This is a genomic window from Curtobacterium sp. NPDC087082, assembly GCF_044745045.1.
Taxonomy (GTDB): domain Bacteria; phylum Actinomycetota; class Actinomycetes; order Actinomycetales; family Microbacteriaceae; genus Curtobacterium.
In genome coordinates this window covers 341,011-360,697 of record NZ_JBIUZN010000004.1, presented here as the reverse complement: position 1 = coordinate 360,697, position 19,687 = coordinate 341,011, and the positions used below count along the sequence as shown (strand labels likewise).

General features: G+C 72.4%; 19 protein-coding genes. 10 read left to right on the top strand and 9 right to left on the bottom strand.

What is annotated here, in order from left to right; genetic code table 11:
- Positions 1 to 17: 17 nt before the first annotated feature.
- A complete protein-coding gene (locus ACIPEP_RS12965; protein WP_402717475.1) occupies positions 18 to 623 on the bottom strand; it encodes a DUF1097 domain-containing protein in 606 nt (201 codons plus the stop codon).
- Complete coding sequence (locus tag ACIPEP_RS12960) at positions 616 to 1,905, bottom strand: amidohydrolase family protein (protein WP_402717474.1); 1,290 nt, start codon at positions 1,903 to 1,905, stop codon at positions 616 to 618. The genes ACIPEP_RS12965 and ACIPEP_RS12960 overlap by 8 nt, the downstream gene beginning before the upstream one ends.
- 148 nt (positions 1,906 to 2,053) lie before the next feature.
- Here ACIPEP_RS12960 and ACIPEP_RS12955 point away from each other — a divergent pair, with 148 nt between their 5' ends.
- From ACIPEP_RS12955 to ACIPEP_RS12945, 3 genes are read left to right on the top strand one after another with little or no spacing between them, the layout of a single operon-like run.
- Positions 2,054 to 2,746: a FadR/GntR family transcriptional regulator gene (locus ACIPEP_RS12955; protein ID WP_402717473.1), complete on the top strand. Its 693-nt coding sequence runs from the start codon at positions 2,054 to 2,056 to the stop codon at positions 2,744 to 2,746.
- Positions 2,743 to 3,837, top strand: coding sequence for an acetamidase/formamidase family protein (locus ACIPEP_RS12950; protein ID WP_402717472.1), 1,095 nt, complete (start codon positions 2,743 to 2,745; stop codon positions 3,835 to 3,837). Before ACIPEP_RS12955 ends, ACIPEP_RS12950 begins: the two co-directional genes overlap by 4 nt.
- The gene (locus tag ACIPEP_RS12945) at positions 3,834 to 5,390 is read left to right on the top strand and encodes an AtzH-like domain-containing protein (protein ID WP_402717471.1); all 1,557 of its coding nucleotides are present in this window, start codon (positions 3,834 to 3,836) and stop codon (positions 5,388 to 5,390) included. Before ACIPEP_RS12950 ends, ACIPEP_RS12945 begins: the two co-directional genes overlap by 4 nt.
- A 41-nt stretch (positions 5,391 to 5,431) precedes the next feature.
- Here the strand turns inward: ACIPEP_RS12945 and ACIPEP_RS12940 are convergent, their stop codons facing one another.
- Positions 5,432 to 6,259 (bottom strand): RNA methyltransferase, encoded by an 828-nt coding sequence (locus tag ACIPEP_RS12940; protein ID WP_070419033.1) that lies wholly within the window; start codon positions 6,257 to 6,259, stop codon positions 5,432 to 5,434.
- A 108-nt stretch (positions 6,260 to 6,367) separates the two neighbouring features.
- Between ACIPEP_RS12940 and ACIPEP_RS12935 the strand changes: the two genes are divergently transcribed.
- The 3 genes from ACIPEP_RS12935 (at position 6,368) to ACIPEP_RS12925 (ending at position 8,776) form a co-directional block, all read left to right on the top strand.
- Positions 6,368 to 7,222 carry an NAD-dependent protein deacetylase gene (locus ACIPEP_RS12935; protein ID WP_402717470.1) on the top strand — a complete coding sequence of 285 codons (855 nt, stop codon included), beginning with the start codon at positions 6,368 to 6,370 and terminating at the stop codon, positions 7,220 to 7,222.
- 79 nt (positions 7,223 to 7,301) lie between these two features.
- The gene (locus ACIPEP_RS12930) at positions 7,302 to 7,940 is read left to right on the top strand and encodes a histidine phosphatase family protein (protein ID WP_070419604.1); all 639 of its coding nucleotides are present in this window, start codon (positions 7,302 to 7,304) and stop codon (positions 7,938 to 7,940) included.
- 86 nt (positions 7,941 to 8,026) lie between these two features.
- Positions 8,027 to 8,776, top strand: coding sequence for a hypothetical protein (locus tag ACIPEP_RS12925; protein WP_402717469.1), 750 nt, complete (start codon positions 8,027 to 8,029; stop codon positions 8,774 to 8,776).
- A 51-nt stretch (positions 8,777 to 8,827) separates the two neighbouring features.
- Here the strand turns inward: ACIPEP_RS12925 and ACIPEP_RS12920 are convergent, their stop codons facing one another.
- Positions 8,828 to 9,910 carry a glycosyltransferase family 4 protein gene (locus ACIPEP_RS12920; RefSeq protein WP_402717541.1) on the bottom strand — a complete coding sequence of 361 codons (1,083 nt, stop codon included), beginning with the start codon at positions 9,908 to 9,910 and terminating at the stop codon, positions 8,828 to 8,830.
- A gap of 5 nt (positions 9,911 to 9,915) precedes the next feature.
- Positions 9,916 to 10,947 carry an alpha/beta fold hydrolase gene (locus tag ACIPEP_RS12915; protein WP_402717468.1) on the bottom strand — a complete coding sequence of 344 codons (1,032 nt, stop codon included), beginning with the start codon at positions 10,945 to 10,947 and terminating at the stop codon, positions 9,916 to 9,918.
- Positions 10,948 to 11,102: 155 nt separating this feature from the next.
- Between ACIPEP_RS12915 and treS the strand changes: the two genes are divergently transcribed.
- Together treS and ACIPEP_RS12905 are read left to right on the top strand one after the other, a co-directional pair.
- Positions 11,103 to 12,818: a maltose alpha-D-glucosyltransferase gene (treS, locus tag ACIPEP_RS12910; RefSeq protein WP_402717540.1), complete on the top strand. Its 1,716-nt coding sequence runs from the start codon at positions 11,103 to 11,105 to the stop codon at positions 12,816 to 12,818.
- A 165-nt stretch (positions 12,819 to 12,983) separates the two neighbouring features.
- Positions 12,984 to 13,730 carry a 3'-5' exonuclease gene (locus ACIPEP_RS12905; protein WP_175473596.1) on the top strand — a complete coding sequence of 249 codons (747 nt, stop codon included), beginning with the start codon at positions 12,984 to 12,986 and terminating at the stop codon, positions 13,728 to 13,730.
- Between the two features lie 733 nt (positions 13,731 to 14,463).
- Here the strand turns inward: ACIPEP_RS12905 and ACIPEP_RS12900 are convergent.
- From ACIPEP_RS12900 to glgA, 3 genes are all read right to left on the bottom strand, one after another.
- Positions 14,464 to 14,712 (bottom strand): type B 50S ribosomal protein L31, encoded by a 249-nt coding sequence (locus ACIPEP_RS12900; RefSeq protein WP_070419036.1) that lies wholly within the window; start codon positions 14,710 to 14,712, stop codon positions 14,464 to 14,466.
- 121 nt (positions 14,713 to 14,833) lie between these two features.
- Positions 14,834 to 15,616, bottom strand: a complete 783-nt coding sequence (locus tag ACIPEP_RS12895) for an ABC transporter ATP-binding protein (protein WP_070419037.1) — start codon at positions 15,614 to 15,616, stop codon at positions 14,834 to 14,836.
- A gap of 9 nt (positions 15,617 to 15,625) precedes the next feature.
- On the bottom strand, positions 15,626 to 16,825 hold the full coding sequence (gene glgA / locus ACIPEP_RS12890) for a glycogen synthase (RefSeq protein ID WP_071301538.1): 1,200 nt from the start codon (positions 16,823 to 16,825) through the stop codon (positions 15,626 to 15,628).
- Positions 16,826 to 16,872: 47 nt separating this feature from the next.
- Here glgA and ACIPEP_RS12885 point away from each other — a divergent pair, with 47 nt between their 5' ends.
- Complete coding sequence (locus ACIPEP_RS12885) at positions 16,873 to 18,114, top strand: glucose-1-phosphate adenylyltransferase (protein ID WP_070419039.1); 1,242 nt, start codon at positions 16,873 to 16,875, stop codon at positions 18,112 to 18,114.
- An 87-nt stretch (positions 18,115 to 18,201) separates the two neighbouring features.
- The gene (gene serB / locus ACIPEP_RS12880) at positions 18,202 to 18,840 is read left to right on the top strand and encodes a phosphoserine phosphatase SerB (RefSeq protein ID WP_336696504.1); all 639 of its coding nucleotides are present in this window, start codon (positions 18,202 to 18,204) and stop codon (positions 18,838 to 18,840) included.
- Between the two features lie 103 nt (positions 18,841 to 18,943).
- Here the strand turns inward: serB and fabG are convergent, their stop codons facing one another.
- Positions 18,944 to 19,657 (bottom strand): 3-oxoacyl-ACP reductase FabG, encoded by a 714-nt coding sequence (gene fabG / locus ACIPEP_RS12875; protein ID WP_402717467.1) that lies wholly within the window; start codon positions 19,655 to 19,657, stop codon positions 18,944 to 18,946.
- Between the last annotated feature and the right edge of the window lie 30 nt (positions 19,658 to 19,687).

Below are 19,687 nucleotides of genomic sequence, written 5' to 3'. Positions count from 1 at the left end.
GTGGCTGCGAGGACGCGCTAGGCGCGCGTCGGTGCGGGGTCGGACTGGAGGCGCGGCTCGCCCCCGACGGCAGCCGTCGCGTCCGACGGGACGCCGGCCCCACCGTCGTCGGGTCCCGTCGGGCGCGCGAAGGTCCACCTCCGCGACAGGTACGCGAAGACGGGGCCGGCGGCGTTCATCACCACGACGGACACCCACGCTGCCCACACGTTGCCCGGTGCGAAGCCGAAGCCGCCGAAGTACGTCGCGAAGAAGGACGCGAACCCGAGGAACATCCCGGGGACCAGCGCGAACGCACGGACCCGGCCGGTACACATCAGCGCGGTGTTGCACACGAGGATCACGACGCCGAGCACCACGTTCCGGGCGAACTGCCCGTCGCCGAGGAGCGTGCCGATCCACTGGTCGACGAGCACGATGACGAGGGCGAACGTCGACCCCACCGGCATCGTCGCCCAGAGCCGGGTGGCGTTCCGGAGCGTGGGCTTCGGCCCGAGCAGGAACATCCCCGCCCAGCTGATGAAGATCGCCCAGGTGGGCAGGCTCAGCGCGGTGCCCCCGATGAACGCGGTGGCGCCGGCCAGGACGGAGGCGACGATCTCGTGCGGGATCCGTTCACGCATTGCTGAGCTCCTTCGATCGGGTGGTGCCGGTGGTGAGGACGGTGGTGCGGGTGGTCTCGGCGACGACACGGCCGCGCTTCACGACGAGGGCGCGGTCCGGACGGTCGAGCAGCACGCCCGCCGGGTCGGTGGTCGAGAGGAGCACGAGGTCGGCGTCGGCACCGGCACGGATGCCGTAGGTCTCGGCGATCCCGACGACCCGTGCAGCCGAGGTCGTCGCCATGTCGAGGACGCGGGCGAGGTCCTCCGGCCCGGACAGGTGCCCGACCTGCGCGAGCAGCAGCCCGATGTCGAGCAGGTCGGCGTTGCCGAACGGGGTGAAGGCGTTCCGCACGTTGTTCGACGAGTACGCGCTCGTGACGCCCGCGGCCCAGAGGTCGCGGACCGGGACGACACCGCGGCGGACGTCGTGGTCGTCGGCGCGACCGCCGAGGTGCAGGTCGGTCGCCGGCAGCGGGACGACCGCGACCCCCGCCTCGGCGAGCCGCGCGAACAGGTCGGCCCGCTCGGTCGAGGGCAGGCTCGCGGACGAGGTCATGTGCCCGAGCGCGACCCGGCCCTGCATCCCGCGGCGGACGACGGCGTCGGCGATGACCCGCGCGAGGGCGAACCGCGGGTCGCTCGTGTCGTCGGCGAAGTCGGCGTGCAGGTCCGCCGGCACGTCGAACTCCTCGGCGAGGTCGAGGACGGTCTCGGCGTGCTCGTGGCACTCGGCGAGGGTCCGCTCGTTGTACGTGCAGCCGCCGATCACGTCCGCGCCGGCACCGAGCGCCTCGCGCAGGAGCGCGAGCGTCCCCGGCGCCTTCGCGATGCCCTCCTGCGGGAACGCGACGATCTGCAGGTCGAGGGCGTCGCGGTACTCGTCGCGGAGCCCCAGCAGGACCTCGACGCCGGTCAACCCGACGATCGGGTCGACGTCGGGGTGTGCGCGGACGAACGTCGTGCCGTTCGTGATCGCCTGGTCGAGCAGGGTGCGCGCGCGGTCCCGGACGGAGCCGTGCGTGAACCCGCGCTTGAGCTCCCCGGTGACGGCGATCGCCCCGGCGAGCGTCCCGTCCGGGTTCGGACGTTCCCGGTCGAGCAGGGCCTTGTCGACGTGCAGGTGCGACTCGACGAACCCGGGCACGACCACGCGGCCGGCGCAGTCGACGACCCGGGTGGCCGGGTCGCCGGGGACGGTGCCGACGGCGGCGGTGACCGCGGTGATCGTGCCGTGTTCGACGACGACGTCGACGAGGCCCGGCTCGTCGACCAGGCGGGCGTTGCGGAGGACCAGGTCCACGACGGACCCCTCTTCTTCATCGGTGGTCGGTTGACGCCACCCACCATTCGCCCGTCGTGTTTCCGGCTCCGTCGCAGCGTGTGACGGGCGTGTAAAAGTTGGTCGTACCAATGAGCCAAGCAGACCAATGGACCCTAGGCTCCTGCCCATGCAACGAGGACGCACCCTGAGCGCCGCCACCGCCGCGCACCTCGCGCGCCTGGTGCTCGAGGACCTCGCGCCGGGCGACAAGCTGCCACCGGAACGGACCCTGGCCGAGGACCTCGCCGTGTCGCGCACGACCGTCCGCGAGGCCATGCAGGAACTCGAACGCCGACGCCTCGTGTCCCGGACGCCCGGTCGCGGGACGGTCGTGCTCCCCCGGTCCGAGGAGGCCACCGCGCTCCTCGAACGCCAGACCGGTGTCGGGCACGCCGAGGACCTCGCGCACCGGGCCGAGAACGTCGCCGAGTTCCGGGCCGTCGTCGAGCCCCAGGTCGCCGCGCTCGCCGCTGCCCGTGCCGGCGAGGCCGACCTGCTCGCGCTCGAACGGATCCTGCAGGCCACGCACGCCGGCCTCAGCCCCGAGGAGTCCCTCGCGCAGGACGTCGCGTTCCACGTGCAGGTCGCCCGTGCCTCCGGCAACCCACTCCTGGTCTCCCTGTGCGAGCTCAGCAGCGGCTGGGTGCAGGACGTCCGCGCCCGGTCCCACGGCACGAGCGAGGGCCGCCGGTCGTCGTTCGTGTGGCACGAGCAGATCCTCGACTGCATCCGCCGACACGACGAGGCGGCCGCCAGCACGGCGATGACCGACCACCTCGCCGACGTCGCCCACCTCGTCGAACGGAAGGCCGACCGATGACGACCCCCGTGATCCCGACCCTCCAGCCCGGAACGGGACCGGTCCGCGCCGACCGCTACCTGCCGGCCGATCCGGACACCGTCCTCTGGGGGCGGCTGCCGAACGCCGACGACCGCCCGGCGATCACCGTCGTGCCGGGCGAGTCGGTGACGATCGACACCGTCAGCCACGAGGGGATCCTCCCCGACCAGGGCAGCGACCCACGTGCCTTCTTCGCCACGCACGGCGTCGCACCGGAGCACGTGCTCGACGACGCCGTCGCGATCGCCCGGACCGGACGCCGCGACCCCGAGGCAGACGGACCGCACGTCGTGTCCGGGCCCGTCGGCGTCGCGGGCGCACGACCGGGGGACGTCCTCACCATGACCGTCGTCGAGACGCTCCCCCGCGTGCACTACGGCGTCGTGTCGAACCGCCACGGCCGGGGCGCGCTGCACGGCGAGTACCCCGTCGACGGCACGACCGTGAGCGTCTTCGCCGACGTCGTCGACTCCCCCGCCGGACTCCGCGGCCGCATCCCCCTGACACCCGCCCGCGAACGGTTCGCCCGGTTCCCGCTCGCCCCGTTCCTCGGGATCATGGGCGTCGCGACCCCCGGGGAGCGCCGGCACTCGGTCCCGCCGGGCCGCCACGGCGGGAACATCGACGTGAACCTCCTGCAGGCGGGCACGCAGCTGCACCTGCCCGTCCTCGTGCCCGGTGCGCTCGCGTACGTCGGCGACCCGCACTTCGCGCAGGGCGACGGCGAGGTGGCGCTCACCGCGATGGAGGCCTCGCTCCGCGCGACGGTCCGGTTCGACCTCACACCGGCCGACGAGGCCGCGAGCCGGTTCGGCGACCTCGTGTGGCCGGTCGCCGAGACCCAGGAGTACCTCGTCCCCACCGGGATGGATCCCGACCTCGACGAGGCCGTCCGGGAGTGCGTCCGGCACGCCGTCGCGATCCTCGGTGCGCGGTGGGGCATGGAGCCGCACCTGGCGTACGCCTACCTCTCCGCCGCGACCGACTTCGACATCTCGCAGGTGGTCGACCTCGTCACCGGTGTCCACGCCCGCATCCGCAAGGCCGACTTCGAGGAGCCCGCCCGATGACCACGCTCCCCGACGCCCCCGAGGGTCTCCTCGAGGCACTCGACGCGTACGAGGCCGCCCTGCTGACGAACGACCTCGACGCCCTCGACGACGCGTTCGTCGACGCACCGGGCACGATGCGCGGCGACGACCGCGGGCTGCTCGTCGGCCACGACGCGATCAGCGCCTTCCGCGGAGCACGCGGCGGGGTCGCGACCAGGACGCTGACGCGGGTCGAGGTCCGGCCCCTCGCCGAGGACCTCGCCCTCGTCGTGTCGGTGTCCCGGTTCGCCGCCGGCGGCCACGGCCTCCAGACCCAGCTGTGGCGCCGCACGACCGCACACGACGACACCGGCCCCGTCGCACGCTGGCACATCGAGGCGGCACACGTGACCGGCCGCCCCCGCGCCTTCGACCCGACCGTCTGGCGGGCCGTCGGCGACCCGCTCGTCGCCCCCAGCGCCTCCGGGCCGCTCGACGGGCGCACGGTCGCGGTGAAGGACCTCTACGCCGTGCCCGGCCAACCCGTCGGTGCCGGCAACCCCACCTTCCTGCGCGAGGCGCCCGTCGAGACGGCCGCGGCACCGGCGGTCGCGGCCCTCCTCGCCGCCGGTGCCGCGATCCGCGGGATCGCACGCACCGACGAGTTCGCGTACAACCTCACCGGACGGAACGAGCACCACGGCACACCGCCGAACGCCGCGGACCCGACGCGGCTGCCAGGAGGCTCGTCCAGCGGCTCCGCGTCGGCCGTCGGTCTCGGGACGGCCGACATCGGGATCGGCACGGACACCGCCGGGTCCGTCCGGGTCCCCGCCTCGTACCAGGGGCTCTGGGGCCTCCGGACGACCCACGGCACGGTCCCCCGCGACGGTCTGCTCCCCCTCGCACCGTCCTTCGACACCGTGGGGTGGCTCACCCGCGACGCCGAGACCCTCCTCGCCGCGTTCGACGCCACCGTGCCCGACCCCGGTCCGGCCCCGGCACCGACACCCCTCGTCGTCCCGGAGGACCTGCTCGCCCTGGTCGACCCCGACACCGCCGCGGCGTTCTCCGCGTTCACCCGGTCCCTCGACGACGAACCCCACCGGGTCCGGCTCGCGGACCTCGGCGTCCCCGCCCCCGACGAGCTCCGCGAACTGCTCCGCCTCGTGCAGGCCGCCGAGGCCGTCGCCGCCCACGGAACCTGGATCGCCGAACACCCCGGCGCGCTGAGCACCGTCGTCGGGGACCGGTTCGCAGCAGCCGCGGCGAACGACCCCGCCGCCACCGCCGACGCGGTCCAGCGCCTCGACGCCGTCCGGCACGCCATCCGCCGGGCGCTGGTCGGCTGGACCCTCGTGTTCCCGACCGTGCCGGGCCCCGCACCGCTCGTGTCCGCCGACGCCGCCGCACTCGAGCGCACGAGGACCGCGACCACGGGGATGACGAGCCTCGCGAGCGTGGGCGGCCTCCCCGCGGTGAGCGCTCCCGCCCTCACCGTCGACGACGCCCCGGTCGGCGTGTGCCTGGTCGGCGCGGTCGGCACCGACCGCGACCTGGTGCGCCGCGCACGGAACCTGACGACCCGCTGAGGCGCGCCGGACGACGGAGGCGGCCCGCGCCTCCCGACCCCTCAGGCCCGCGCGGAAGCGAGCCGCTGCGCGTGTGTGACCGCCCAGAGCCCGACGGCGCTCGCCGCGGCGACGTTCAACGAGTCGACGCCGTGCGCCATCGGGATGCGCACGGTGGTGTCGGCGGACGCGATCGCCGCCGGCGTGAGGCCCTGCCCCTCGGTGCCCATCACGAGCGCCACGCGGTCCGGGACGTCCGCGACGAACGCGTCGAGGTCCACCGAGCGGTCCGTCAGGGCCATCGCGGCGAGGTGGAAGCCCTGCGCCCGGAGCTCCTCGCCGGCGGCCGGCCAGTCGCCGATGCGGGTCCACGGCACCTGCAGCACCGTGCCCATGCTGACGCGGACGCTGCGCCGGTAGAGCGGGTCGGCGCAGCGGGGGCTGACCAGGACGGCGTCGGCCCCGAGGCCGGCGACGCTCCGGAACACCGCGCCGACGTTGGTGTGGTCGACGATGTCCTCGAGCACCACCACGACCCTGGCGTCGCGCACCACGTCCGCGACGCTCGGCAGCTCCGGGCGGTGCATCGCGGCGATGGCGCCGCGGTGCATCCGGAAGCCGGTGAGGTCCTCGAGCAGGTCGTCGGGGCCGACGAACACGGGGCCGTCGTGGTCCGCGACGACCGGGAGCACGCTGTCGAGCCACTTCTCCTGGACCAGCACGCTCCGCGGGACGTGCCCGGCGCGGACCGCCCGCTCGATGACCGTGTTCGACTCGGCGATGTACAGGCCGCCCTCCGGCTCGGACACGCGCCGCAGGGCGACGTCGGTGAGCCGGGCGAAGTCGTCGAGGCGGGGGTCGTCGAGGGAGTCGATGCGGACGGCGTGCACGGGGCTCGTTTCGGGGTCGGTGTGGGGGCCGGTGGCGGCGGGGCACGACCTGGCGTCGTCCACGGGAAGTGACCGGGGCGGTCGGCTGTTGAGGGTACCGTGAACACGATGGCGACGAGCGAACCGACCAGCACCGCGAGCGCGACCGCGTCCGGGCAGGCCCTCGACCGCGCCGTCGAGCTCCTCGCCGGCAAGCGCATCGCCGTGCTCTCCGGCGCCGGGCTCAGCACGGACTCCGGCATCCCCGACTACCGGGGCGCCGGCCGCGTCGTCCGGAAGCCGATGACCTTCCAGGAGTTCCGCGCCGACCCCGCCAAGCGGCAGCGCTACTGGGCCGGCTCGCACCTCGGCTGGCGCACCTTCGCCTCGGCCCGTCCGAACGCCGGGCACCAGGCCCTCGCGGCGCTCGAGCGCGACGGCATCGTCACGGGGGTCGTCACGCAGAACGTCGACGGACTGCACCTCCGCTCCGGATCCCGTCGGGTCGTCGAGATCCACGGGTCGATGGACCGTGCCGTCTGCCTCACCTGCGGGCAGGTGTTCTCGCGCGCCGACCTCGCGACCGTGCTCGACCGGGACAACCCGTGGATCGACGAGCCCGGGTCGGTGCAGCTCCAGCCCGACGGCGACGTCGAGATCACCGACGTCGAGCGCTTCCGGGTGCCGGGCTGCTCGGTGTGCGGCGGGGTGCTGAAGCCCGACGTGGTGTTCTTCGGCGAGTTCGTCCCGGCCGAGAAGTTCCGCGAGGCCGTCTCCATCGTCGCCGAGGCCGACGCGCTCCTCGTCGTCGGCTCGTCCCTCACCGTGAACTCCGGCGTCCGGCTCGTCGACCACGCCGCACGACGCAAGCACCCCGTGGTCATCGTGAACCGCGGCACGACCCGCAGCGACCCCCGGGCAGCGGTCAAGATCGACGCCGGCACGACCGAGACGCTCGAAGCCCTGGCGGCACGTCTGCGATGAGGTGCCGCGCCGCGTCCGGGACGAGGTGCTGCGCCGCGTCTGGGATGAGGTGCCGCGCCGCGTCTGGGATGATCGTGCGGTGACGACGCTCCTGTACCTGGTCCGGCACGGCGAGACCGACTGGAACGCCGAACGGCGCATCCAGGGCTCGACGGACATCCCCCTGAACGACACCGGACGCCGACAGGCCCGCTCCACCGCGACCCTGCTCGACCGCCGGCGGTTCGACGCCGTCGTCGCGTCGCCGCTGTCCCGGGCGTTCGAGACCGGCTCGATCATCGCGGACCACCTCGGTCTCGCAGCACCCGCCACGTACGCAGGGCTGGCCGAACGCTCCTACGGCGAGGCCGAGGGCCTGACCGACGACGAGGTCCGCGAGCGCTACCCGCACGACGACATCCCCGGCCGCGAGTCCCGCAGCGCGTTGCTCGACCGCGTCACCGAGACACTCGCCGAGATCGCGGTCCGGTACGACGCCGGCAGCGTCGTCGTCGCGACCCACGGCGCCGTGATCCGGAGCATCGTCAACGCCGCCGCCCCCGGCACCGCCGACCGGCACAGCACCCCGATCCGGAACGGGTCCGTGCACTCGTTCCGGTGGGACCCCGAGCGCTTCCACGCTGAGCTCGTGCGGTTCGACGACCCGATCGACGGGGTCTCGGACGGGCCCGGCCGGTACGCCTTCGAGTACCAGAACCCGCTCGAGCGCCGCGGGTAGCCGACGGGGCGAGCCGCCGCGCGCTGTCGGTGGTGTCGTACTAGGCTCCGATGCACTCGCAGACCCGAGCGTGTGAGGGGGCTGACATGACCGTCGACGGACCCGGTGGTGGGGGCGCTCGGCCCGGCTGGCCGCAGTCGCCCGATCCGGACGACCTCGATCGTGCCTTCGGCCCGGGCACGGCATCCGTCCCGGTGCGGACCCCGCGGCAGCGTGTCCGACGCAGCGCCCTGGTCGGTGTGGGCGTGATCATCGCGGCCGGTGTGCTCGCCGTCGTGCTCGTCACCATCATCGGCAGCGTGCAGAACGGCGTCGGCGGGGTGTTCCCCCGCCCCGATGCCGCGCTCGACCGGTTCGGCAGCGCCGCGCGGGACCTCGACGGCGTCGAGGGCGTGCGCGACGCGGAACCGAAGAAGACCTCGTTCGCGAGCTACGACGTCGAGTCGACCGTCACGGTGTCGCCGACGCTCTCCGACGAGGAGCGGACCGCGGTCGTCGACGACCTGCGCGCCGCAGCCAAGGCGGCGAGCGGCAACGGCGTCCGGGTGTTCGCCGTGGCGGACCTCGGTGCGCTCGAGATCGGGGTCTCTCCGGACGAGCGGACCACGGAACAGCGTCTGACGCTCGCCCGGCAGCTCGACGCGATCGGCGGTGTCTCGAGCGTGCGGTGCTCCTGGAGCGACGGCGGCCCGTCGGACGAACCGGCCGACCAGGCGATCACGGTCGAGACGATCGGGCGCGGGGCTGCGCTCGACGCCGTGGTGGCGAAGGCGACGCAGGAGGCGCAGGCGGTGTTCCCGGGGGCCACGGTGTCGGCGGAGCGGCCGTCGTCCTGAGGCGGGTCGGTGTGCGCGACCGGTAGCCGACGCCTGCTGGCTCGGGCCGGCCTACTGCCCGGGGGTGGCCCCGCGGGCCGCGACCGCCTGCTCCACTGCGCGGACGACCTGTTCCGCCGAGGTCTCCCACCGGAACCGCCCGGCCTGCACGACCGATGCCCGCGAGGCATCGTCCCACCGTGCCTCGAGCCGGCGCACCGCAGCCGCGACGGCCGACGGCGACGACGGGTCGAAGTACTCCGCGACGTCCCCGCCGATCTCGCGGAAGATCGGGATGTCACTGACGACCACCGGCGTGCCGACGCCCATCGCCTCGACGAGCGGGATGCCGAAGCCCTCGTCGTACGACGCCGTCGCGAGGGCCGTCGCCGACCGCAGCACCGACAGGTACTCGTCGTCGGAGGCGCCGTCGTGGAACACGATCGACCCGGTCGGCGCGAGCCGTTCGAGCCGCGCACGATCGGCGGCGGACACCCGGGACATGCAGTGCAGCACCCAGTCCGCGCCGAGCAGCGGCATCGCGGCGGCCAGGGTCTCGACGTTCTTGTACGGCATGAACGAGCCCATGTACACGAGGGACTTCTCGCGCGGACCGCCCTCGGGCCGAGGGGTCGCGGGGTCGGCGGCGTTGTACGCGACGGTGACGGGGCGCTTCGTCAGCCGGTGCTCGGCGATGAGGCCGGCGGTCGTCTCGGACACCGTCACGACCCCGTCGGCGCCGTTCAGGAGCAGGCGCTGCGGCACCCAGCTGAGGTGGAAGACACGCCAGCCGAGGCGGAGGGGCCACGAGAACTCCCGCGGGGGCGTCCGGTTCCGGTAGTAGATCAGGTCGTGGAGGGTCAGCACGAGGGCGTACTGCCGACCGCGGGACCCCATGGTCTGCATGGGCGAGAAGACGGCGTCGAGCCCGAGGCGGTTGACCTTCCGCGCGACGAGGGGCTCCCCCGGCTCGGTCGGCGCGGGCAGGAGTTCCCACGGCAGGTCGGACGGCAGTGACTCGAGCTGCCGCTCGTCGTGCACGAGCAGGGTGTAGTCGTGTCGCTCGGGCAGGTGGGCGACGACGCCGGCCGTGAACCGGCTGATGCCGTCGTGGCGGCCGATGCGGACGTAGCGGCAGTCGATCCCGATGCGCAGGCGGGTCACGACGCGGCACCGTCGGCCGGCGGGGTCGGCGTCGCCCTCGGCTTCGGCGTCTCCTTCGGCTTCGGCGTCTCCTTCGGCTTCGGTGTCTCCTTCGGGGCACGCTTGGAGCCCGGCTGCGCTCCCTTGCGGCCGCGCTTCGGGGCGTCCGCCATCCGTCGCAGCACCGCGGACGCAGCGGCGCCGGGCGTCTCGTAGTGCACGAGGTGCCCGACGTGCGGCACGACGACGAGCTCGGCGTCCGCGAGGCGTGCGGCCAGGGCACGCTGCTCGGGCACCGCCGTGATGTCGTCGCGCTCGGCCGCGATCATGAGCACCGGCACGGTGATGCGATCGGCGTACTCGGCGACGTCGTGCGTGACCGAGGTGCGGAACGCCTCGAGCACGCTCGTGCGGTTCGCGAACGCCGAGAAGTACCGGTCGTGCTGGTCGTGCACCCAGCGCCGGAGGTCACGGTCGTGCGACTTGAGCATCGCCAGGCTCATCACGCGCACGATCGCCGGGTTGCGGAGCAGTCCGAGCCCGAGCGGCTTCGGCAGCACGGCGCCGGCACGGTAGTACCCGATCGCGATCGCCGTGCCGACCGCACGCGGACCCTGCAGCGCCGGGGCGGCGATCGGGTTCACGAGCACGAGCAACCGCGTCGCGAGGCCGGAGGCGACCGTGGCGGCCACGACGATCGACCCGAACGAGTGCCCGAGCACCACGGTGTCTCCACCGAGGCCGAGCGCCGCGTGGAAGCCGCGCAGCCACGCGACGTAGGAGTCGATGTCGGACACGGGCAGCGGATCGGAGCTGCCGAAGCCGGGCAGGTCCGGCACGATCACCCGGACCCCGTCGAGGTGCGCGGCGATCGCCTCGAGGCCGTGGTGGTCGCCACGGAACCCGTGCACGGCGAGGACCGTCTGGGTGGCGTCGGACGGGCCGTACTCCCAGAAGTGGGTGGTGCGGCCGTCGACCTGCACGGAGCGGTGGACGACCGGGGTGGCGGCCATCAGCGACTGGTACGGGGAGAGCACGGGCGGTTGCATCCCCGTCAGTCTACGAATGCGCGCCGGTGCGCCGACGTCACCCACGCTGGAGGGTGGACGACTCGCGGCCGCGACGTGCCTGTGGAGGACGACCCGCGCCTCCAGGCCGTGCATTCTCCGGACAACTCCATGCACCGCGGCCTAGCGTGTCCATGGTGACGTTCACCGCCCCGATCCAGCTCCCCGGCCTGACACTGGACCCGCAGTGGTACAAGCGCTCGGTCTTCTACGAGTGCATGATCCGCTCGTTCGTCGACTCGAACGGCGACGGCATCGGGGACATCCAGGGCGTGATCGGCAAGCTCGACTACCTGCAGTGGCTCGGGGTCGACGCCCTCTGGCTGCCGCCGTTCTTCCAGTCGCCGATGCGCGACGGCGGGTACGACATCGCCGACTACAAGGCGATCCTCCCCGAGTTCGGCACCCTCGACGACTTCCGCGAACTCGTCACCAAGTCGCACGAACGCAACATGCGCATCGTCATCGACATGGTGATCAACCACACCAGCGACCAGCACGAGTGGTTCCAGCAGTCCCGCGAGGACCCGGACGGCCCCTACGGCGACTTCTACGTCTGGCGCGACACGGACACAGACTACGAGAACATCCGCATCATCTTCGTGGACACCGAGGAGTCGAACTGGACCTTCGACCCGGTCCGCCGCCAGTTCTTCTTCCACCGGTTCTTCTCGCACCAGCCGGACCTCAACTTCGAGAACCCGGCCGTCGTCGAGGCCGTGTACGACGTCGTGCGGCACTGGCTGGACCTCGGCGTGGACGGGCTCCGGCTCGACGCGATCCCGTACCTGTTCGAGTCGGAGGACGGCAACGGCGAGGGCGAACCCGAGACGCACGAGTTCATCAAGAAGCTCCGCGCGATGGTGGACGACGAGTACCCCGGGCGCGTCCTGCTCGCCGAGGCGAACCAGTGGCCGCGCGAGACCGCCGCGTTCTTCGGCACCGACGAGGAGCCCGAGTGCCACATGGCGTTCGACTTCCCGGTGATGCCGCGCATCTTCTACTCGCTCCGCGCGCAGCACGCCGCCGAGCTCAAGGCGATCCTGTCCGAGACGCTCGACGTGCCGGCCTCCGCTGCGTGGGGTGTCTTCCTCCGCAACCACGACGAGCTCACGCTGGAGATGGTCAGCGAGGAGTACCGGCAGGCCATGTACGGCTGGTACGGCTACGACCCGCGGATGCGCTCGAACATCGGCATCCGTCGACGCCTCGCTCCCCTGCTCGACAACTCCCGCGCGGAGCTCGAACTCATCCACGCCCTGCTGTTCTCGCTCCCGGGGTCGCCGTTCCTCTACTACGGCGACGAGATCGGGATGGGCGACAACATCTGGCTGCCGGACCGCGACTCCTCGCGCACGCCGATGCAGTGGACGCCGGACCGCAACGCCGGCTTCTCCACCGCGGACCCGGGCAAGCTGTACCTTCCCGTCGTCCAGTCCCTCGTGTACAACTACGCGCAGGTCAACGTCGAGGCGCAGCTCGCCCAGTCCCGGTCGCTGCTGCACTGGGTCCGCAACGTGATCCACGTGCGGAAGGCGCACCCCGTGTTCGGGCTCGGCACGTTGGCCGTGCAGGACACCTCGAACGACTCCGTGCTCGCGTTCGTCCGGTCGTGGGAGGGCTCCGGCTCCGGCCACCAGTTCGGCCCCTCCGCCGAGGACGTCCTCTGCGTCTTCTCCTTCGCCACCAACCCGACGTCGGTCACCATCTCTGCGCCGGAGTACGCCGGGAGGCCGTTGTACGACCTCTTCGGCGGCGGCTCGTTCCCGTCGTTCGACGCGGAGGGCCAGGTCACGCTGACGATGGGGACGCAGTCGTTCTACTGGCTGCACGTGGGTGCGCCGGTCGGGTAGCGGCGTCCTGGAGGCGCGGCTCGGCCCCGGTGGGCGGGTCGCGTCCCCCGTCCGGTCGCGTCGCGCCCGGTGGGCGGGTCGCGTCGCGCCCGGTGGGCGGGTCGCGTCGCGCCCGGTGGGCGGGTCGCGTCTCGGCGTGTCGGTGCGTCCGGTTAGCCTGACCGCGTGACGTTCCCCACAGCGCAGCTCGACTCCCCCGCTCCGGCCCAGGACCTCTCGGGTCGGCCCTGGTGGCACGCACTCGGCGTGTTCGACCTCGAGACCACCGGCGTCGACGTCGAGACCGCCCGGATCGTCACCGCCCACGTCGGCCTGATCGACATGACCGGACGTTCCATCGTCGAGGGCGCCTGGCTCGCCGACCCCGGTGTCGAGATCCCCGAGGGCGCCGCCGCCGTCCACGGCATCACGACCGAGCGCGCTCGCGCCGACGGCCGCCCCGCCGCCGAGGTCGTCGCAGAGATCATCGCCGCGGTCGAGGCCGTCTTCGCCCGGGGCATCCCGCTCGTCATCTACAACGCCCCGTACGACCTCACCGTCCTCGACCGCGAGGCCAAGCGCCACGGCATCGCCTCCCCGGTCATCGGGAACGTCGTCGACCCGCTCGTGATCGACAAGGCGCTCGACACCTACCGCAAGGGCAAGCGCACGCTCGAGGCCGCGTCGGAGCTCTACGGCGTCACCCTCTCCGATGCGCACGACGCCGGAGCCGACGCCATCGCGGCCGGGCGTGTCGCGCAGGCCATCGCGGCGAAGTACCCCGAGGAGCTCGGCGTCTCCGCCGAGGAGCTCCACCGCAAGCAGGTCGGCTGGTGCGCCGAGCAGGCGTCCTCGTTCCAGGACTACATGCGGAAGAAGCGCGACCCGGCCTTCACCGCCGACGGCCGCTGGCCCCACCGCAACGCCGGCTGAGGCGCCGCCGGCCTGGCGTCGAACCACGCTTCCGACGCCGAACCACGCCCGTCGCCTGCCTTCGAACCACGAATCCGACACCGAACCACGCCGCTCGCCTGGTTCCACGCCGGATCCGTGGTTCGACGCGCGCACTGGCCGGCCCGCCCGCGTCCCGCACCGACACCCGCGCCGCTCACGCACGGAGTCCCGCGCCGCTCCCGCACGGCGTCCCGCTCCGCTTCCGCACGACCGCACAACCAAAGCCCGCCCGAACCACGCCATCGCACGGCGCGAATGCACTTGCGTTGTGCGCCGGCAATCCGCACCGCCCGACCCTCCGGCCGCACCAGCGCTACGTCGGCCGCACCGACCGGAGCACACCGCACAGCACCACCGCCCGCGCCACCTCGGCCGAGCGCGGCGCGACTTCGAACCACGCTTCCGACGTCGAACCACGCCGCTCGCCTGGTTCGACGTCGGTTCCGTGGTTCGAACCATCGCCGCGGCCACGCCCGCACCGCCCGGCCGCAACGCGCACCGCCCACCCAACGTGCCACGCCCCGGCCGCACCGGCCGCCCAACGTGCAGCACCGCCCGGCCGCGACGCGCTCCGCCCGCCCGACCTACCGCCACTCCCCGGCCGCCCCGCGCACCGCCGCGCCCGCCCGACCCTGCCGCCACGACCCCGCCAACGACGGAACGGGCGGCCCTCCCGCAGGAGAGCCGCCCGTTCGAGCGTCCGGAGGACTGCTTACTTGCCGAAGCTCTTGAAGCGCTGGTTGAACTTCTCGACGCGACCGGCCGAGTCGAGGATGCGCTGCTTGCCCGTGTAGAACGGGTGCGACGCGGACGAGATCTCGACGTCGATGACCGGGTAGGTAGCACCGTCGAGCTCGATGGTCTTGTCGCTGTTCGCGGTCGAACGCGTCAGGAACGTCTCACCGGAAGCCAGGTCACGGAAGACGATGGCGCGGTACTCGGGGTGGATGTCGGTCTTCATGGAGATTCCTCGGTTGCGATGATGGGGACGTGCGCGGCACTCGTACGAGCACGACGCGGGAAGTCTGCGGCTTGCGCCAGCCGTCTACGTTACCAGACGACCGGCCGGATCGGGAGCAGTGTCACGATGCGCGCGCCGTGTACCGGCCGGCGTCCTTCGACACGGTGAGCTCGATGCCGAACGCCTCGGTCAGGGTCGGGGCGGTCAGGACCTCGTCGATCGGCCCGGCAGCCTGCACGTGCCCGTCCGCGAGCACCAGGGCGTGGGTGAACCCGGCGGGGATCTCCTCCACGTGGTGGGTCACGATGACGATGGCCGGCGAGTCCTCGCTCTGCGCGTAGCCGCCGAGGGTCCGTACGAGGCTCTCACGCGCGCCGAGGTCGAGGGACGCGGCCGGCTCGTCGAGGAACAGGATCTCGGGGTCGGTCATCACCGCACGGGCGATCTGGACGCGCTTCTGCTCGCCGTCGCTGAGCTCGCCGAAGGTCCGGTCGGTGAAGGCACCGAGGCCCCACTCGTCGAGCACGCGCTGGGCGCGGCGGACGTCGAGCTCCTCGTACTCCTCGTTCCAGCGGCCCGTCACCGAGTACGCCGCGGTGAGCACGACGTCGATGACCTTCTCGGTGACCGGGATGCGGCGCGCGAGGGCCGTCGACGCGAAGCCGATGCGCGGACGCAGTTCGAACAGGTCGGCGCCGCCGAGCTCGGTGCCGAGGACCTCGACCTCACCCGAGGTCGGGAAGGTCTGGGCGCCGGCGACCTGCAGCAGCGTCGTCTTGCCGGCACCGTTGGCACCGAGGACGACCCAGCGTTCGTCGTCCTGCACCTCCCACGAGATCCCGTCGAGGATGGTGGCCCCGTTGCGGACCACGGAGACGTCTGACAAGCGCACGACCGAGGGCATGCGACCAGCCTAGGGGTTCTGCCCGAGCACCTCGTCGTAGACCTGGCGTGTCCGCCGGGCGATCGCGTCCCAGGTGAACTCGGTCTCGACGCGGAGGCGTCCGGCACGGCCCATGAGCTTCGCGAGCCCCTCGTCGGCGAGCACCTCGGTGAGGGTCGCGGCGAGATCGGCCACGTAGCGGTCCGGGTCCGTCGGGGTCCCGGTGCCGTCCTGTGCCTGGTCGATCGGCACGATGCGACCGGTCAGTCCGTCCGCCACGACCTCGGGGATGCCCCCGGTGCCGGTGCCGACGACGGGGATCCCGCACGCCATCGCCTCGAGGTTGACGATCCCGAGCGGCTCGTAGATCGACGGGCACACGAACACGGTGCCCGACGACAGCACGTTGACGATCTCCTCGTGCGCGAGCATCCGGTCGATCCAGACCACCCCGTCACGAGCGGAACGCAGCGAGTCGACCAGACCCGTGACCTCGGCCATGATCTCCGGCGTGTCCGGCGCACCGGCGCAGAGCACGATCTGCACGTCCGCCGGCAGCGAGGCCACCGCCCGCAGCAGGTACGGCAGGCCCTTCTGCCGCGTGATGCGTCCGACGAACACGACCGAGCGACGCGACGGGTCGATCCCGAGCGCGCGGACGGCGTCCTCGTCGACGGTGGGCTTCCACTCGTCGATGTCGATGCCGTTGTAGACGACGTGCACCTTCGCGGGGTCGATCGACGGGTACGAGCGGAGGATGTCGGCGCGCATCGCCTTCGACACGGCGATGACACCGTCGGCGTGCTCGAACGCCTCGCGCTCCATCCAGCTCGACAGCCGGTACCCGCCGCCGAGCTGTTCGGCCTTCCACGGGCGGAGCGGCTCGAGGCTGTGCGCCGTGACGACGTGCGGGATGCCGTAGGTCAGCTGCGCGATGCGTCCCGCCGAGTTCGCGTACCAGGTGTGCGAGTGCACGACGTCGGCGCCCTCGACGTCCGCGGCGATCGCGACGTCGGTGCCGAGTGCCTGCAGCGCGCCGTTCGCCTGCTCGAGGCCGCCGGGCGTGCGGTAGGCCCACACGTCGGCCTCGTCGCGGAACGCCCCGAAGGCGCGGACGCGCACCTCGGTGTCGGTGTCGGACCGCAGCGCCGCGGTCAGTTCGGCCACGTGGACACCCGCACCGCCGTAGACCTCCGGCGGATACTCCCTGGTCAGCAGATCGACTCGCACGCGTTCAACGTAACGGGTTCCCAGTGCTGACGCCTACTGTGAGCGGCATGGCACCAAAGAAGGTCTTCGGCATCGTGCTCGCCGGCGGCGAGGGGAAACGGCTCATGCCGCTCACGGCCGACCGTGCGAAACCCGCTGTCCCGTTCGGCGGGAACTTCCGTCTCATCGACTTCGCGCTCTCCAACCTCGTCAACTCCGGACTGCAGAAGATCGTCGTCCTGACGCAGTACAAGTCGCACAGTCTCGACCGCCACGTCGCCGAGACCTGGCGCATGGAGGGCCTGCTCGGGTCCTACGTCGCCTCGGTGCCGGCGCAGCAGCGGCTCGGCAAGCGCTGGTTCGCCGGGTCGGCCGACGCGATCCTGCAGTCGCTCAACCTGCTCCGCGACGAACGCCCCGACATCGTCGTCGTGGTCGGCGCCGACCACGTGTACCGGATGGACTTCCACCAGATGGTCGAGGCGCACATCGCGTCGGGCCGCAGTGCCACGGTCGCCGCGATCCGCCAGCCGATCGGCCTCGCCGACCAGTTCGGCGTGATCCAGGTCGCCGACGACGACCCGACGAAGATCGAGGCGTTCCTCGAGAAGCCGAAGGACGCCGTCGGGCTCGCGGACTCCCCCGGCGAGATCCTCGCGTCGATGGGCAACTACGTCTTCGACGCCGACGCGCTGGTCGACGCCGTCCTCCGTGACGGCCAGATCGAGGCGTCGGACCACGACATGGGCGGCGACATCGTCCCGGACTTCGTCGCGCGTGGCGACGCGGGCGTCTACGACCTCAAGCGCAACGACGTCCCCGGGTCGAACGAGCGCGACCGGTACTACTGGCGCGACGTCGGGACGATCGACTCGTTCTACGACGCGCACATGGACCTCATCGCACCGGTGCCGGTCTTCAACCTGTACAACCAGGACTGGCCGATCTTCAACCAGCAGACGAACCTGCCCCCGGCGAAGTTCGTCCGCGACGCGAACGGCAACACCGGCTCGACGGTCGACTCCCTCGTGTCGCTCGGCTGTCTCGTGTCCGGCGCCCAGGTCGAGCGCAGCATGATCGGCCCCTGGTGCGGCATCGACTCCGGCGCGAAGGTCCTCGACTCGATCGTCTTCGAACGCGCTTCGATCGGCGCCGGCTCCGTCGTGAACCGCGCCATCCTCGACAAGGACGTGGTGATCGCCCCCGGCGCCCAGGTCGGCATCGACCGCGAAGCGGACGAAGCGCGCGGCTTCACGGTCACCGAGTCCGGCATCACAGTGGTGGGCAAGGGCGTGCGCGTCGACGCGTAGCGTCGCGCGGGCAAGAACGGACGGTCCAGGAGGCGCGGCTGGCGTCATGAACGCCGGCCGCGCCTCCTGAGTCGGTACCGTTGGTGCGTGCCACGTTTCCTCGTCGTCCTCGATGCCGATTCCACGCTCCTCGAGGACGAGGTCATCGAACTCCTGGCCGACACGGCGGGGACCCGGCCACAGGTCCAGGCGATCACGGAGCGCGCCATGCGCGGCGAGATCGACTTCGCCGAGAGCCTCCGGGAGCGTGTCGCGACCCTGGCGGGCCTCCAGGACGACGTCTTCCGGGGTGCACAGCAGGCGGTCCGCGTGACGCGTGGCGCCGACCAGCTCGTCCGCGGCGTGCACGCCGCGGGCGGGACCGTCGGCGTCGTGTCGGGCGGCTTCCACGAGGTCCTCGACCCGTTCGCCGAGCAGCTCGCACTCGACCACTGCCGGGCGAACCGGCTCGAGGTGGTGGACGGCGTCCTCACCGGGCGGGTCCTCGGCGACGTCGTGGACGCGCACGCCAAGGCCGTCGCACTGCGCGAGTGGGCCGCGGCCGACGACGTGCCGATCGTCCGCACCGTCGCGATCGGCGACGGCGCCAACGACCTCGAGATGATGCGTGTGGCCGGACTGTCGGTCGCGTTCGACGCGAAGCCGCTCGTCCGCGAGCAGGCCGACGTCGCGGTCGTCGACCGTGACCTGTCGAGCGTGCTCGCGACGCTCGGCCTGCGCGGCTGACGCGCCGCGCCCGCCGGGCCGAGACTCGGCCCCGCGGACGGTTTCGCGGCCGCTTCGCCACGAAGGTGTCCGCCGAGCCGAGACTCGGCGGGCGCGCCCCGGCCTAGTGCCCCATCCCGAGGCCGCCGTCGACCGGGATGACCGCGCCGGAGATGTACCCGGCCCCGTCGCCGGCCAGGAAGAGCGTGGCGTCCGCGACGTCGTCGACGGTGCCGTACCGCGCCGCCGGGATCTGCTTCTTGAACTCGGCCTGCAGTTCTTCGGGCAGCGCTGCCGTCATGTCCGTCTGGATGAACCCGGGCGCGACGACGTTGGCGGTGATGCCGCGGGAGCCGAGCTCGCGCGTGATCGACCGGGCCATGCCGACGAGGGCGGCCTTCGACGAGGCGTAGTTGACCTGGCCGACCTGGCCGTAGGCGCCGACGACGCTCGACATGAGCACGATGCGGCCGAACTTCGCCTTCATCATGCCCTTGGTGGCGCGCTTGACGACCCGGAACGTCCCCGTGAGGTTCGTGTCGACCACGCTCGTGAAGTCCTCCTCCGACATGCGGAGCAGCAGCTGGTCGTTCGTGATCCCGGCGTTCGCGACGAGGACCTCGATCGGGCCGAGCTCGGCCTCGACCTGCGAGAAGGCAGCGTCGACCGAGGCCGTGTCGGTGATGTCGGCCTGCACTGTGAGCGCGCCCTCGGGGCCGCCCTGGCCGCTGCGGGACGTGACCGCGACGCGGTGGCCGGCGGCGACGAAGCGCTCCGCGAGGGCATGGCCGATGCCGCGGTTGCCGCCGGTGACGAGGACGGTACGGGGGGTGCTCATGGTCGCTCCGTTCGGGGTGGGTTGCACGGC

Coding starts and splice junctions, on each gene's coding strand:
- ACIPEP_RS12935 (WP_402717470.1), top strand. CDS start 6,368: ATGGCGACGAGCGAACCGACCAGCACCGCGAGCGCGACCGCGTCCGGG.
- ACIPEP_RS12895 (WP_070419037.1), bottom strand. CDS start 15,616: ATGCCCTCGGTCGTGCGCTTGTCAGACGTCTCCGTGGTCCGCAACGGG.
- ACIPEP_RS12925 (WP_402717469.1), top strand. CDS start 8,027: ATGACCGTCGACGGACCCGGTGGTGGGGGCGCTCGGCCCGGCTGGCCG.
- ACIPEP_RS12950 (WP_402717472.1), top strand. CDS start 2,743: ATGACGACCCCCGTGATCCCGACCCTCCAGCCCGGAACGGGACCGGTC.
- fabG (WP_402717467.1), bottom strand. CDS start 19,657: ATGAGCACCCCCCGTACCGTCCTCGTCACCGGCGGCAACCGCGGCATC.
- ACIPEP_RS12885 (WP_070419039.1), top strand. CDS start 16,873: ATGGCACCAAAGAAGGTCTTCGGCATCGTGCTCGCCGGCGGCGAGGGG.
- ACIPEP_RS12900 (WP_070419036.1), bottom strand. CDS start 14,712: ATGAAGACCGACATCCACCCCGAGTACCGCGCCATCGTCTTCCGTGAC.
- ACIPEP_RS12965 (WP_402717475.1), bottom strand. CDS start 623: ATGCGTGAACGGATCCCGCACGAGATCGTCGCCTCCGTCCTGGCCGGC.
- ACIPEP_RS12945 (WP_402717471.1), top strand. CDS start 3,834: ATGACCACGCTCCCCGACGCCCCCGAGGGTCTCCTCGAGGCACTCGAC.
- ACIPEP_RS12955 (WP_402717473.1), top strand. CDS start 2,054: ATGCAACGAGGACGCACCCTGAGCGCCGCCACCGCCGCGCACCTCGCG.
- ACIPEP_RS12915 (WP_402717468.1), bottom strand. CDS start 10,947: ATGCAACCGCCCGTGCTCTCCCCGTACCAGTCGCTGATGGCCGCCACC.